Annotated in this window: 12 protein-coding genes and 1 pseudogene; 8 read left to right on the plus strand and 5 right to left on the minus strand. The window is 55.7% G+C overall.

Annotation, left to right across the window (positions count from 1 at the left end):
- Positions 1-730 precede the first annotated feature (730 nt).
- The 6 genes and pseudogenes from DXX3274_RS07605 to DXX3274_RS07625 form a co-directional block, all read left to right on the plus strand.
- Positions 731-1,759: pseudogene (locus tag DXX3274_RS07605) on the plus strand (diguanylate cyclase domain-containing protein); the annotation flags it as partial.
- Positions 1,760-1,874: 115 nt separating this feature from the next.
- Positions 1,875-2,006 carry a hypothetical protein gene (locus tag DXX3274_RS24395; RefSeq protein WP_256379569.1) on the plus strand — a complete coding sequence of 44 codons (132 nt, stop codon included), beginning with the start codon at positions 1,875-1,877 and terminating at the stop codon, positions 2,004-2,006.
- 315 nt (positions 2,007-2,321) lie between these two features.
- Positions 2,322-3,167 (plus strand): iron uptake transporter permease EfeU, encoded by an 846-nt coding sequence (gene efeU, locus DXX3274_RS07610; RefSeq protein ID WP_042859287.1) that lies wholly within the window; start codon positions 2,322-2,324, stop codon positions 3,165-3,167.
- Positions 3,168-3,209: 42 nt separating this feature from the next.
- Positions 3,210-4,331, plus strand: a complete 1,122-nt coding sequence (gene efeO, locus DXX3274_RS07615; protein ID WP_042859288.1) for an iron uptake system protein EfeO — start codon at positions 3,210-3,212, stop codon at positions 4,329-4,331.
- 11 nt (positions 4,332-4,342) lie between these two features.
- Positions 4,343-5,656, plus strand: a complete 1,314-nt coding sequence (efeB, locus tag DXX3274_RS07620) for an iron uptake transporter deferrochelatase/peroxidase subunit (RefSeq protein ID WP_042859289.1) — start codon at positions 4,343-4,345, stop codon at positions 5,654-5,656.
- A gap of 50 nt (positions 5,657-5,706) precedes the next feature.
- Positions 5,707-5,934 (plus strand): DUF1272 domain-containing protein, encoded by a 228-nt coding sequence (locus DXX3274_RS07625; protein ID WP_042859290.1) that lies wholly within the window; start codon positions 5,707-5,709, stop codon positions 5,932-5,934.
- Between the two features lie 103 nt (positions 5,935-6,037).
- On the opposite strand, the gene proP is transcribed toward DXX3274_RS07625, so the two are convergent.
- Complete coding sequence (proP, locus tag DXX3274_RS07630; RefSeq protein ID WP_042859291.1) at positions 6,038-7,543, minus strand: glycine betaine/L-proline transporter ProP; 1,506 nt, start codon at positions 7,541-7,543, stop codon at positions 6,038-6,040.
- Between the two features lie 112 nt (positions 7,544-7,655).
- Between proP and DXX3274_RS23670 the strand changes: the two genes are divergently transcribed.
- The gene (locus DXX3274_RS23670) at positions 7,656-7,847 is read left to right on the plus strand and encodes a hypothetical protein (protein ID WP_152495237.1); all 192 of its coding nucleotides are present in this window, start codon (positions 7,656-7,658) and stop codon (positions 7,845-7,847) included.
- A 188-nt stretch (positions 7,848-8,035) separates the two neighbouring features.
- Here the strand turns inward: DXX3274_RS23670 and DXX3274_RS07635 are convergent, their stop codons facing one another.
- The 4 genes from DXX3274_RS07635 to DXX3274_RS07650 are packed head-to-tail and all read right to left on the minus strand — an operon-like array spanning position 8,036 to position 11,528.
- A complete protein-coding gene (locus DXX3274_RS07635) occupies positions 8,036-8,749 on the minus strand; it encodes a 4'-phosphopantetheinyl transferase (protein WP_050569825.1) in 714 nt (237 codons plus the stop codon).
- Entirely contained in the window at positions 8,746-9,675 is a 930-nt protein-coding gene (locus tag DXX3274_RS07640; RefSeq protein ID WP_042859292.1) for an efflux RND transporter periplasmic adaptor subunit, read from the minus strand. The genes DXX3274_RS07635 and DXX3274_RS07640 overlap by 4 nt, the downstream gene beginning before the upstream one ends.
- Positions 9,672-10,391 (minus strand): ABC transporter ATP-binding protein, encoded by a 720-nt coding sequence (locus DXX3274_RS07645; RefSeq protein ID WP_042859293.1) that lies wholly within the window; start codon positions 10,389-10,391, stop codon positions 9,672-9,674. Before DXX3274_RS07645 ends, DXX3274_RS07640 begins: the two co-directional genes overlap by 4 nt.
- 9 nt (positions 10,392-10,400) lie before the next feature.
- Complete coding sequence (locus tag DXX3274_RS07650; RefSeq protein WP_042859294.1) at positions 10,401-11,528, minus strand: ABC transporter permease; 1,128 nt, start codon at positions 11,526-11,528, stop codon at positions 10,401-10,403.
- Positions 11,529-12,224: 696 nt separating this feature from the next.
- Between DXX3274_RS07650 and DXX3274_RS07655 the strand changes: the two genes are divergently transcribed.
- On the plus strand, positions 12,225-13,202 hold the full coding sequence (locus DXX3274_RS07655; RefSeq protein WP_152495238.1) for a hypothetical protein: 978 nt from the start codon (positions 12,225-12,227) through the stop codon (positions 13,200-13,202).
- The last annotated feature ends 68 nt before the right edge of the window (positions 13,203-13,270 follow it).

The raw sequence follows: 13,270 nt of genomic DNA on the forward strand, positions 1-13,270 counted from the left end.
TGGATGATGGCGCTGCACTAAAATGGAGCGAAGGGGTGATGGCGCGGATGTGACGGTGTGACAGCGGAAGCGGTCGTCCGTAAGATGCGCCCGATATTGCGGCAACCGGCTTTTTTGCAGAATTGATTATTTTGTCACAGATTTATTATAGGCTATGCCTGATGTAGTGAGGCGGTTACGGATGAGCGCTGAACGCCGATTGATGCCGTGATGGTGGCCTGAATGCGCGTTTTCGTCCCTGAAGAACGTGACGGACAGCATTGTGGACCGTCCGAAATATCAGGTAGCATGTCTATACCCGTCATACGTTACGTTGCAGGCGCGTGGTTTTTCCTCGCCCTCCAGCCACCTGCCTGGCAGGCTTATGAGGAAGTGCTGCGTTGCCGCATTCTGCAACTCGAACGTGTAGGGTATGGATAAGGTCGTTGCCTTACTGAGAACGCATATGTCAAATAATAATAATTTTCTGCCCAGCGCTCTGCGTTTCCTTCGCTCTTTGCCTTTTAATTCTTCCCCCGGTATTACCATGATGGCTTTTCTGGTCGTCTGTAGTCTGATTTTTGTCACCACCAGTATTTGGAATTTTCTGGACTCCTATCAGCGTATGTTGGTGGATGCGCAGAAAAACGTGGCTAACCTGTCCGTGGCGATGTCACGTCAGGCGGAAGATACGTTTGTGCCGATTGAAGTGGCGATCGATGACATGCTGCGGGAGCTGTCGCAAACCGGCATGCTGGATTCCACGCGAGTGAAAAGCGTTCTCGATACCCATCGTGCGGTGCTGCCGCAATTGGTGGGTTTCTACCTGTTTGACGAAAAGGGAAATCTGATTTCCTCTACCGGTAAAGGGCCGCTCTATATTTATAATGCCGGCCGGCGGGAATATTTTACCTGGCTCAGGGACAATAATACCACGTCATTGTTTATCAGTAAGGTTACCGTCAGTACGATCACCGGCAGGCGTATTATTCCGGTAGCGAAACGGATAAATGGGCCGAATGGCGAATTCAAGGGCGTTTTTCTTGCCACTATCGACCATAATTATTTCGGTAATTTCTACAGTTATTTCAGTCTGGATTATGACGGTGTGCTGTCATTGATGAATGCGGACGGCCATGCGATTTATCTCTACCCCAATCGTGAACAATATATTAATAGTAATTTCGCTGACGGCGGCCTGTTTGAACAGTCCCGGCTGGAACAAGGCAGCGGCAGCGGTACCTGGCGCACCACGCTGGATAACCGGGTGCGTATTGTCGGCTACGTTAAACTGAAGCGTTATCCGCTGGTGGTGGCGGCGAGTCTGGACCGGGGCGCGTTGCAGGCGCGCTGGCTGGCGGAAAATATTTCGGCTATGGCGCTCAACATCATGGTGCTGCTCGCCATGTTTTTCCTCGGCGGCTTCGTCCTGAAACAGATCCGGTTAACGGTGAAAAATAAAGAGGCGATCAGCCGTCTGCATCAGGAGGAAAGCGACAAAAACAAAGTGCTGCAAAAACTGGCGATGGTCGATCCGCTCACCAAACTGGCCAACCGCCGGCGTTTTGATCTTTATCTGGAGCAGTCGCTGTCCCGGGCCCGCGAAGAGGGCGGAACCTTGTCGCTGATTATGCTGGATGTGGATTTTTTCAAACTCTACAACGATACCTACGGGCATGTACTGGGCGACCGCTGCCTGACCCAACTTGGCAGCGTGCTGAGTGGGTTGCCGTTGCCTGACGGCGGATTGGCCGCCCGTTACGGCGGCGAGGAGTTCGCCATTATTTTGCCGGGCATGAGCGGCGAACAGGCGGCGGTGTTCGGTGAGCGAGCCGTGGAGGAGTGTGCGCAAGTGCGCCGTGCCGCATCAGGCTTCGCTATTGCCCCGTCAGGTGGTGACGGTAAGCGTGGGGGTGTATTCGCACTCCAGCGACAACCCCTGCGATATTCAGCGTCTGAAAGAGGGCGCCGATCAGGCGCTGTATCTGGCGAAGAAAAAAGGCCGTGACCGCTGCGTGCGGCTGTAGGCTGTTCCCGACGTGAATTGCCCAACCCTTTGGGAGCGTAGCGCTCCGCTTTGATAGCGGCGGGTTAGGCTGCGCCCGAGACGCGAATCATGGCGGTACACCGCCTGCTTTTCCCTGTCGTGATTTCCCTGTCGTGACGCGCCGCCACGCCAGACTGCGGCGTTGAAATATTTGATTAGAAAAAAGTGCTTTACCAATCCTTACATTTCTTTATTAATAAGAACTATTATCATTCTTTATCCGATTTGTATCCCTGCGGCGGTGCGTCCGGGCTGTGAAGGCGCGTCGCCCAGTCTGTCTGAGGAGTTTCCATCCATGTTCGTTCCGTTACTCATCATGTTCCGTGAAGGGCTGGAGGCGGCGCTGATCGTCAGCCTGATCGCCAGCTACCTGAAGCGTACCCAACGCGAGCAGTGGCTGGGCGCGGTCTGGGCCGGCGTGGTGCTGGCGCTGGCGCTATGTCTGGCGCTCGGCGTCTTCATCAACGCCACCACCGGCGAATTTCCGCAGAAACAACAGGAACTGTTCGAAGGGATTGTGGCGGTGATCGCCGTGGTGATCCTGACTTACATGGTGTTCTGGATGCGCAAGGTGTCGCGTTCGGTACGGGTGCATCTGGAAGGCGCTATCGATCAGGCGCTCAACGCCAGCAAGCGTCAGGGATGGGCGCTGGTGGCGATGGTGTTCTTCGCCGTGGCGCGCGAGGGGCTGGAGTCGGTGTTCTTTCTGCTGGCCGCCTTCCAGCAGGATGTCGGCATCTATGCGCCGATCGGCGCCGTGCTCGGGCTGCTGTGCGCCGTCGTGGTCGGGATGATGATCTATTGGGGCGGGGTGAAACTGCATCTGGCCCGGTTCTTCAAATGGAGCAGCCTGTTCATTCTGTTTGTCGCCGCCGGTCTGGCTGCCGGGGCGATCCGCGCGTTTCATGAAGCGGGATTGTGGAATCAATTTCAGCAAATCGCCTTCGATTTCAGCGCCACGCTGTCGACCCATACGCTGTTCGGCACGCTGCTGGAAGGCATGTTCGGCTATCAGGAAACCCCGACGGTCAGCGAAGTGGTGGTCTATTTCCTGTATCTGATCCCGGCGCTGGCGTTCTTTTTCCTGCCGCAGCGCATGGAGCCGGTCACGGCTTCGGCGTCGCGTAAACATCATCATTAACGATTATCACCATTAACAACTAATGTAAAAAGGGATAGGTCTATGTCTACACCATTCTTCCGCCGTACGGCGCTGTGCGCCGCTCTGCTGGCTCTGCCGGCGTTCAGCGCTCTGGCTGCCGACATTCCGCAGGTTAAGATAACGGTTAACGACAAGCAGTGCGAACCGATGCAAGTCACGGTAGCGGCAGGTAAAACGCAGTTTGTGGTCGCCAACGCCAGCCAGAAGAACCTGGAGTGGGAAATCCTCAAAGGGGTGATGGTGGTGGAAGAGCGTGAGAATATCGCGCCGGGCTTCACCCAGAAAATGACCGCCAATCTGGAGCCGGGCGAATACGACATGACCTGCGGCCTGCTCAGCAACCCCAAAGGCAAGCTGGTGGTGACCGCCGGTGGTGACGCCGCCGCCGCGAAAACCAACGTGCTGGATCTGGTAGGGCCGATCGCCGAATACAAGGTTTACGTGACCAAAGAGGTGGAAGGGTTGGTGCAGCAGACCAAACTGTTCACCGCCGCCATCAAGGCCGGCAAGCTGGATGAAGCGCGCAAGCTGTATGCGCCGACCCGCCAGCACTACGAGCGTATCGAACCGATCGCCGAACTGTTCTCCGATCTGGACGGCAGCATCGACGCTCGTGAAGACGACTACGAGAAGAAAGCCGAAGACCCGAAATTCACCGGCTTCCACCGGCTGGAGAAAGCGCTGTTTGCCGATCATGCCACCAAGGGCATGGAGCACTACGCCGATCAGCTGTACGCCGATACGCAGGAACTGCAAAAACGCATCGCCAGCCTGACCTTCCCGCCGAGTAAAGTGGTGGGCGGCGCGGCCGGGTTGATTGAAGAAGTGGCGGCGACCAAGATCAGCGGCGAGGAAGACCGTTACAGCCGCACCGACCTGTGGGACTTCCAGGCCAACGTCGACGGCGCGCAGAAGATTGTCAACCTGCTGCGTCCGCTGCTGGAGAAAGCCAATAAGCCGTTGCTGACCAAGATCGACGCCAACTTCAAAACGGTCGACGGCGTGCTGGCGAAGTACAAAACCAAAGGCGGGTTTGAATCCTACGAGAAGCTGAGCGATGCCGATCGCACCGCGCTGAAAGGGCCGATCACCACGCTGGCGGAAGATCTGGCGCAATTGCGCGGCGTGCTCGGTCTGGATTGAGGCGAGCTATCATGAGTCATACCACGGGCCCGCAGGACGGGCCGCATTCTTCCCAACCCTCCGCTTGTCCGGCACAGCCGGACATCGCTTCTCCCTCACGCCGCCGGCTGTTGCAGGGGCTGGGGATGATGGGCGGCGCGTTGGCGCTCGGCGCCGACCGGTTGGCGCGGGCGGAGGACAAGCCGCAGACGCCGCAGGATGAACGCTGGGAAAAACAGCCGTTCTACGGTCCGCATCAGGCCGGTATCGTTACGCCGCAACAGGCGGCGATGATGCTGGTGGCGTTCGATGTGCTGGCGACCAGCAAACCGGATCTGACCCGCTTGCTCCAGTTGCTGACCCAGCGCATCGCGTTTCTGACGCAGGGCGGCAAAGTGCCGGAGGTCGACCCGCGTCTGCCGCCGCTGGATTCCGGCATCATGGGGCCGGAAATCTATCCGGATAATCTCACCATCACCGTATCGGTCGGCGCGTCGCTGTTTGACGAGCGGTTTGGTTTGCAGGCGCTCAAGCCGCTGAAACTGCAGCGCATGACGCGTTTTCCCAACGACTCGCTGGACGCCAGCCTGTGTCATGGCGACCTGCTGTTGCAGATCTGCGCCAACACCAATGAAACGGTGCTGCACGCGCTGCGCGATATCATCAAGCAGACGCCGGACCTGCTCAGCGTGCGCTGGAAGCGGGAAGGGTTCATTTCCGCGCACGCGGCGCGCAGCAAAGGCCAGGAAACCCCCGTCAATCTGTTGGGTTTCAAGGACGGCACCGCTAACCCCAATACCGGCGATAATACGCTGATGGACCAGATCCTGTGGGTCGGCGCATCGTCCGGCGAACCGGCATGGACGGTGGGCGGCAGCTATCAGGCGGCGCGCATCATCCGTTTTCATGTCGAATTCTGGGACCGCACGCCGCTCAGGGAGCAGCAGACCATTTTCGGCCGGGAAAAACACAGCGGCGCGCCGCTGGGCATGGCTCATGAGCATGACGAGCCGGACTACAGTCAGGATCCGGAGGGTAAAGTGATTCCGCTGGATGCGCATATTCGTCTGGCTAACCCGCGCACGCGGGAAACCCAGGCCAATCTGATGCTGCGCCGCGGCTACAGCTACTCGCTGGGGGTGTCCAATTCCGGCCAGTTGGATATGGGGCTGCTGTTCGTCTGCTATCAGGCCGACCTGGAAAAAGGCTTCCTGACGGTGCAAAAACGGCTCGACGGCGAGCCGCTGGAGGAGTACATCAAACCGATCGGCGGTGGTTACTTCTTCGTGCTGCCGGGGGTGAAAAATGCCGGCGACTGGCTGGCGAGCGGGTTGCTGACGGCGTAAGCCAGGCAACGTTATGAACCGGGTTGATACCTGAAAACAGGAGCGCCATCATGCTGGAATTGCGGCCTAATTGTGAATGCTGCGACGTCGATCTGCCGCCGGATTCATTGCTGGCGCGGATTTGTTCGTTTGAATGTACCTTCTGCGCCGATTGCGTGCAGGAGAAACTGAACGGTCGTTGCCCCAACTGCGGCGGCGAGCTGGTTCGCCGGCCGATCCGACCGGCGGAAAAGCTCATCAATAACCCGGCGTCGACCCGGCGGGTGCTCGCCCGCTAGCGCGGTTGTTGGTTGTTGATAGTCTGTCGCTGACGTAAAAAACGCCCGTCGACCGTATGGCCGGCGGGCGCGTATTTTTATTCATTACTTCATTACTTCATTACTATTCATTAATCCGCGGATGCTGGGCGACCAGCAGCTTGCGTTTCTCTTCCAGTTCAGCGATTTGCTGCGTGATATTCTCGATTTTATGTTCGATATTGTCGTGGTGCTCCTGCAAAATTTCCTTCGCTTCCGACAGGTCGGAGGCGGCCGGCGTAGCGCCTTTCAGCGGCTTGTTGGCCGTCTCTTTCATGAACAGACCGGTCAGCAGGCCGATAACGGCGATCACCATCAGGTAGTACGCCGGCATGTACAGATTGCGGCTGCTTTCCACCAGCCAGGCGACGGCGGTTGGCGTCAGGCCGGCAATCAGCACCGAAATGTTGAAGGCGCTGGCCAGCGCGCTATAGCGAATGTGCGTCGGGAACAGCGCGGGCAGGGTTGACGCCATCACGCCGGTAAAGGCGTTCAGGATCACCGCCAGCATCAGCAGCCCCAAAAAAATCAGGCCGATAACGTTGCTGTTGATCAGCATGAAGCTCGGCACCGCCAGGAAAAACATGGCGACGCTGCCGATAACCACGAACGGTTTGCGGCCGAAGCGGTCGCTGAGCAGGCCCATCACCGGCTGCACGAACAGCATGCCGATCATGATGGCGATGATGATCAGCACGCCATGGTTTTCCGAGTAATGCAGGCTGTGCGACAGATAGCTTGGCATGTAGGTCAGCAGCATGTAATAGGTCACGTTGGTGGCGATCACCAGCCCGATGCACACCAGCAGGCTTTTCCAGTGATGGGTGGCGATGTCCCGAAAAGAGACGCCCGGCCCGGCTTTCAGCCCGTCGCGATCGTTCTGCTCCATTTTTTCCACGTGTTGCTGAAACGCGGGAGTTTCTTCCAGCGCGTGGCGCAGGTACAAGCCGATAATGCCAAGCGGCAGCGCCAGAAAGAACGGCAGACGCCAGCCCCACTCCAGAAACGCCTGTTCGCCGATGATGGTGGAAATCAGCACCACTACGCCGGCGCCCAGCACAAACCCGGCGATGGAGCCGAAATCCAGCCAACTGCCCATGAAGCCGCGTTTACGGTCGGGCGAATACTCCGCCACGAAAATCGACGCGCCGGTGTATTCGCCGCCGACGGAGAACCCCTGCGCCATTTTCGCCAGCAGCAGCAGGATCGGCGCCCAGATGCCGATGCGTTCGTACGACGGTATCAGCCCGATGCAGAAGGTGCTGATGGACATGATGATGATGGTGATGGCGAGGATTTTCTGGCGGCCGTATTTGTCGCCCAGCGCGCCGAAAAACACGCCGCCCAGCGGGCGGATTAGAAACGGCACTGAGAAGGTCGCCAGCGCGGCGATCATCTGTACGCCGGGGTCGGCGCCGGGAAAGAACACCTGGCCCAGCGCATAGGCGACGAAGCCGTAGACGCCAAAATCGAACCACTCCATGGCGTTGCCGAGCGCGGCGGCGGTAATGGCTTTACGCAGACGGCCGTCATCAATGATGGTGACATCGTCCAGCGCGATAGGTTTTACACGTTTTCTCTTCAATTTCATCAAGTGGTTAACCTTTTATTATCGTGACATGAAAAGGGAGGTGAAGCGTGGGGAAAAAAACACCGTCTTGCCGGGTATGACGTCAGGTGCTATCGGGTAGTGTGGTGAGGGTGTGTCGGACATCAGCCCGCAAAACGTTTATTCACGTCGGCGCGCCTGCAACGTGGCGCAACACCGTCTCATTCTCCCCCTTGAGCATCAGATCGTATCTCGCCGCTGCGTTGATGCAGTGTTGGGGGCGGCGATGCACGAATCCAGCAATAATATCACAAAAATTGATATTATAAAAATTAATGATAATTAAACGACGTCTGACTGGATTTAAATATGTGTTAATTGGTGTTTTACTGGTTTTTTATGCTTGTGATGAAAGTGGCTGCAGGCGGCATGACGCGCGCTGTCGCGGATAAGTGGCATGTAGCGGAGAAGTGGCATGTAGCGGATAAGCGGCAGGCCACTGTACGTGAAAGCAATGCTTGGTCTAGCCAGGTTTTAAGCCGGAGCGAGGCCGGGCTGGGGCTCCAGACAGAGTGTCAGGACGTGATTGTCAAAACAGTGGTAGTAACAGCAGATCTGTTTCCCCTGCGGGTTAGTGGGGCTAAGGGATTGTGTCAGGGTGAGTTGAAAGCACTGGCGAGACGGTTGCCAGTCAGTTAACTGCGCGCAGGAAAAATCGAAAATCCGCTGTACGTCGGCGAACAAGGCTTTGAACAGGCTCTCCTTGGCGGAGAACAGCAGGGTGCCGACCAGCGTCTCGGCGAGCCCGGTCTGTGCCGCAAGGCGCAGCTCTTGCGGTTTGGCGATCAGCGCGCGCACGTTATCCAACGCGCTTTCGGTCATACACGCTTCGATATCCATCCCCACGCTGTGCAACGCCTGACGATGGGCGACGACGGCGAACGCCAGCTGGTTGCAGTGGCTGATGGAGCCGACGATGTCGGCTGGCCACACCGGGTGGCGATGGGGCGAAATCGGCAGCGAATCGGGAACCGTCAATCCCGCCAGTCGCAGCGCCTCGCGCGCGCAGGCGCGGCCCGACAGAAATTCCACCCGGCGTTTCAGTACGGCGCGGTTAAGCGACGCCGGCAGCGTTAATCCGCTGTCGAGCAGCCGGGTCTGGGCGGCGTCGCTGACCTCGATCGTCTGGCTGGCGAAGTAAAGATGGCGCCGTAACGCGTGCGGCAACGCTGCAAATAATACTGTCATGGCGCCGTGGCCGGAGCGGGAGTGCCGACGGGCGGCACCGTGCCCAACGGGTAGATTTTAACCATCACCCGCTGACCGAGTTTGATCTTCGGCGCATCCAGCGACAGCACGCATTCAATCACCCGGGTGTCCTGTTTGGCCGTCGGATCGTCCGTATTTTGTACGCTGGGACCGAAGACTTCGCTAAGCCGCAGCACTTTGGCCTGATAGACCTTTTTCTCGTTGTTTTCCAGCGTGACCTCGGCCAACTGACCGGGGCGTACGTTATCGACAAAGATATCCTCGATTTCCGCGCGCACGATGCGCGGCGCATCCGGCGCCAGCGTGAACAGGCGGGTCACATTGAGCGTGGAGGAGCCTTCCCCCGGCTTGGCGTATCGCCGTACGATCTTGCCGTTTTCAGGGGCGAGAACCTTGAACTTGTCCACTTCCAGTTGGGCCGACGCCACCTTGGCTTTGGCCGTTTCCAGCGCGGCTTTTTTGCCGGCCAGGTCCTCGCGCGCCAGCGACATCTGGTCCTTCAGGTTTTGTTTCGACTGATCGGAAATAATCTGAGTGCCGAGCGGCAGCACCCGGCGGTATTCCCGTTCGGCAATCTCCAGCTTGGTTTTGCTGGTGGCGACATCCTGCGTGGCTTCATCCTGCGAGGTCAGAGACTGCCGCAACGACAGCTCCACCTCCTTATCATCGATTTGCGCCAGCAACTGCCCTTTTTTTACCTCATCGCCTTCTTCCGCCAGGATCTGCTTGATGATGCCGGCGCGCGGCGCATCAATGCTGATCATGCCGCCTTCAATGCTGATGTAGCCTTTGGCGATAGCGACCCAGGGTGTGGACTGCGCGGCCGGCGGCGACGGTTTTTCGGCGTCGCAGGCGCTGAGCGCCAATGCCATGACGAGACTACTGGCCAGGTGGATAACTTTCATGTCAGTGAAACTCCGTGAAATGAAGAGCCGGAATCATGGGTGATACGGCCATCTTCGATGGTAATAACCCGGTCGGCGTGTTCAATCAGACGGTTATCGTGAGACACCGCCACCACGGTGGAACCCTGCTGGTGGGCAATGTGGCGCAATGTGTCGATAACAATTTGACCGTTATGCTTGTCGAGCGCGCTGGTGGGCTCATCGGCGAACAGGAACTGGCCGTGCTTGACCAACGCACGGGCAATCGCCACACGCTGCTTTTCTCCGCCGGACAGTTCGGCGGGGTAGAGCGTTTTGCGATTGTTGAGTCCCACGGCATCCAGCGTGGCGGACGCCCGCTCTTTCGCCTCCTGCTGCGAAAGTTGTTCGCCGTAGGTCAACGGCAGCATCACGTTCTGCAACGCGTTCAGCGCGCCGAACAGATTGAAGCCCTGAAATACGAAGCCGCAATGATGCAACCTGAATTTCTCCAGATCGCGATCGTGATATTGGGTGATGTCCTGCCCGTTGATAAACACCTGCCCTGATTGCGGGCGCAGCAGCCCGGACAGGATCGCCAGCAGCGTACTTTTGCCCGAGCCGGAAGGGCCGATAATCAGGGTCAGTTCACCGGCGGCAATCTGCAAATCCACCTCTTTCACCACGGGTTGGACTACCTTGCCGGTGGTGAAGCTGTGGCTGACGTGTCTGGCGTTTATGGTGATGGTTGTGCTCATCCGCTTGTCTCAACGTAACAGGGTGAAAGGTTCAGCGCGGTTCAACGCCCGCAATGCCATCAGCCCGGATAAGAGCGTGATGGTCATCACCAGACCGTACAGGAAGATCAGCGCGGGCCACGGCAGCGTAAAAGAGACATACAGCGCCTGGGCGCCGGCCGATAACGCCAGCGTTATAAGGGTGGTCAGCAACAGCCCGGCCACGCCAATCCAGAATGACTGTTCCAGCACCACTTTGCGCAGCGCGCGAGTGGGTACGCCCATTGCGCGTAAGGTGGCGTATTCGCGCAGTGCGGCGACAATGGCCGCCATCAGGGTCTGGCTGGTGATGACGATGCCGACGACGAAGCCCAGTGTTGAGGAAAACAGAAAGCCGCTGCCCGAACCTGATTCGAAGATCCAGTAGCCGACCGATTGATCGGAAAACTCCTGTGCGGTCCAGACCTGAAAACGGCGATTTTCACCGGTCGGTTGCAGTTGGTCGCGTACGCGCTCGGCGTCCGCGGGGTTTCTGAGCTTGACCAGGAAATAATCCAGGTTGTTTTTCAGCAGCGCCGGATCCAGCGTGCGGGCGGTGTACAGCGACGTGATGATGTTGACGCCGCCCATTGAGCGCATGCCGCTGACCGTACCCGCGACGCGCACCCGCTTGCCGTTCAGTTCGGTATAGTCGCCCACCTTCACGCCCAGTTTGTCGAGATCGCTGATATCCACCAGCAGATTGCCCGGCACCTGCAGCAGTTGTTTCTTTTCCGGCGTCAGCAGGCGGGCGAACGTCATGGCGTTCGACTGCAGATTTATGCCGATGATGACCGCTGAAATCCTGCCGCCGGCAGGCCGCCGCCAGTCGCCCAACGTCCACGACAGCCGCTCGACCGCGGTGATCTCCGGATTCATCAGTAAGGTGTTTTCAATTTTTTCTGAAATCGGCCTTGGCAGGTCGATGCTTTGCGTATCGGGGAAGCCGACCCAAAGATCGGCGGAAGAACGGTCAATGTAGACGCTGACTGCGCCGAGCATGCCGAGCAACAGCCCCAACTGCACAACCACCAGCAAGCCGGAGAAAGCAACCGCCAGTACCGCGGGCAGAAAGCGCCGCCATTCATGGATGAGAATCGACCGTGCAAGAGAAACCATCACAGAATCCTTTCTGTCTAAATACAAGAATAAACGCAGTGATGAGCGCGGCTGACAATCTGTCAGAAAACCTATCTGTCAGAGAACCTGTCTGTCAGAAAGACCGTCAAAGCAAATCGATCCGAACGCCCTTTATATAGATATGTCAGAATTCATTATTCCAGACAACTTAATTTTCGGTTGTAGTAGTTATTTAATAGAACGCTTGCCAGCTATTTAAACCTCATCGACTTTATATAACACATCTATTTGTTATCAATCAATTCAATTATAAGCGAATGTAAAGATATTGTAAGCACCCATTGCCTTTTTGTTTCTATGAATACTCTATCAATTATTTATGAATATTTTGTCAATGTTTTATCAAGAATGGCTTGTTACATGATTATCGGTAACATGAGCTGTTTTTGGTTTGTTCTTTGGTTTTTTATTCTATTTTTTGTTTGTTTTTAAATTTTTATGTCCGATTTTGGCGGGGCTGTCGCCTAAATGGATGATTATTATAATTTTGATAATTTTTGATTCTACTTTCTGGCTGGTTTGAAAAGGTGCTATTGCTGCTGTATACAGTAAGTCATCAAAATTAAACCAATCCAAAATCCAATAAATAAAACAGTGTTTTAAATATTAAAAAAGTTAATGATTTTTTCAGTTAATTGATGCCGTTCTGAGATGGTGGTTTTTCTGGAGATGTTTATGGATAGCGTTATGCGACAAGGGATTATTAGTTTTAGGTTATCTATTGCCGTCTTTATCCGTGTGGCTATCGAACTGGCAATATTCTTCATTATATTCTTTCTATCTGCAGCCAGTGCTGATGCCGATAAAGGAATACACTTTATCCTATTCTGTGTTTTCTTCCCGATGATTGCCGTCTTCTCCATTACCGTTGAGTTGATACTGGAGGAGATTGGCCGTCTTACTGGTACGGTTCCATCATTGCCGTCGGTGCAAGCCTCCCTGCCTGTAAATAATCGCCCGGCCAGGCTATGGGCCAGGTTGGCTATTGCCTCGGTGATGATTTCTATTCCTGTAATGATAATTTCCTCCGTGATTTATCACACTGCAGCTATGCAGTATAAAGCGATCCCGCTGCTGGCGCTCGGTAGCTTATTCTGGGGCGTTTCCTTATCAATATTGTTGATCTACAAGACCTTTATTCCAAGGGTGAAGCAGTGGTATCAGCAACAGATGCTCGTTGGGAAGCGCAATGAAAATAAGGCCTTTAGCGATGAGCATCTGGTGGTGAATTATTTTATTCCCTGGATGATTATCGCCATGTTAACGGTGGGGTTTATTTCATGGAAATATTACCACCAGCAAACGAATCTGGATGTGGAAACCATCGCCTTCGGCTGTGGGGGAACCGCATGGATAATATCAATATGGATCACGCATATTGCGAAAAAGCAGGCGGTGATTGACGCCAGGATAGGGATGTTGCATTTCGACGATGATGATGAACTGGATGAGTGGTCAATGTACTTCATTCTGCATGCATTTAGCGCCGCGGTGGTGGCGAGCATATTCATTATTGTGAAGTATTTCCCTTTTAACATAACCAATATGTTTTCGGTGATAGCGTTTGAAATCGTTGTCGCCGCTATGGCCGCTATTATCGGCGTTATCATAGGGATGCTGCGGGGTAGAACAGAGGTCTTGTCAAAGAAATGAATGGGAGTTGTTTTAATTTCCGGTTGTTTCATGACTGTGGCATCTGAGCATAACCTTCAACTTTGATT

Origin of the sequence: Dickeya sp. NCPPB 3274 (genome assembly GCF_000406205.1) — a bacterium.
Classification (GTDB): domain Bacteria; phylum Pseudomonadota; class Gammaproteobacteria; order Enterobacterales; family Enterobacteriaceae; genus Dickeya; species Dickeya fangzhongdai.

What these genes read in the sequence shown, in the direction of transcription:
- DXX3274_RS07640 (WP_042859292.1), bottom strand. Translation starts at nt 9,675, where the DNA reads ATGAAAGTTATCCACCTGGCCAGTAGTCTCGTCATGGCATTGGCGCTC.
- DXX3274_RS07635 (WP_050569825.1), bottom strand. Translation starts at nt 8,749, where the DNA reads ATGACAGTATTATTTGCAGCGTTGCCGCACGCGTTACGGCGCCATCTT.
- DXX3274_RS07625 (WP_042859290.1), top strand. Translation starts at nt 5,707, where the DNA reads ATGCTGGAATTGCGGCCTAATTGTGAATGCTGCGACGTCGATCTGCCG.
- DXX3274_RS07645 (WP_042859293.1), bottom strand. Translation starts at nt 10,391, where the DNA reads ATGAGCACAACCATCACCATAAACGCCAGACACGTCAGCCACAGCTTC.
- DXX3274_RS07655 (WP_152495238.1), top strand. Translation starts at nt 12,225, where the DNA reads ATGGATAGCGTTATGCGACAAGGGATTATTAGTTTTAGGTTATCTATT.
- efeB (WP_042859289.1), top strand. Translation starts at nt 4,343, where the DNA reads ATGAGTCATACCACGGGCCCGCAGGACGGGCCGCATTCTTCCCAACCC.
- proP (WP_042859291.1), bottom strand. Translation starts at nt 7,543, where the DNA reads ATGAAATTGAAGAGAAAACGTGTAAAACCTATCGCGCTGGACGATGTC.
- DXX3274_RS07650 (WP_042859294.1), bottom strand. Translation starts at nt 11,528, where the DNA reads ATGGTTTCTCTTGCACGGTCGATTCTCATCCATGAATGGCGGCGCTTT.
- efeU (WP_042859287.1), top strand. Translation starts at nt 2,322, where the DNA reads ATGTTCGTTCCGTTACTCATCATGTTCCGTGAAGGGCTGGAGGCGGCG.
- efeO (WP_042859288.1), top strand. Translation starts at nt 3,210, where the DNA reads ATGTCTACACCATTCTTCCGCCGTACGGCGCTGTGCGCCGCTCTGCTG.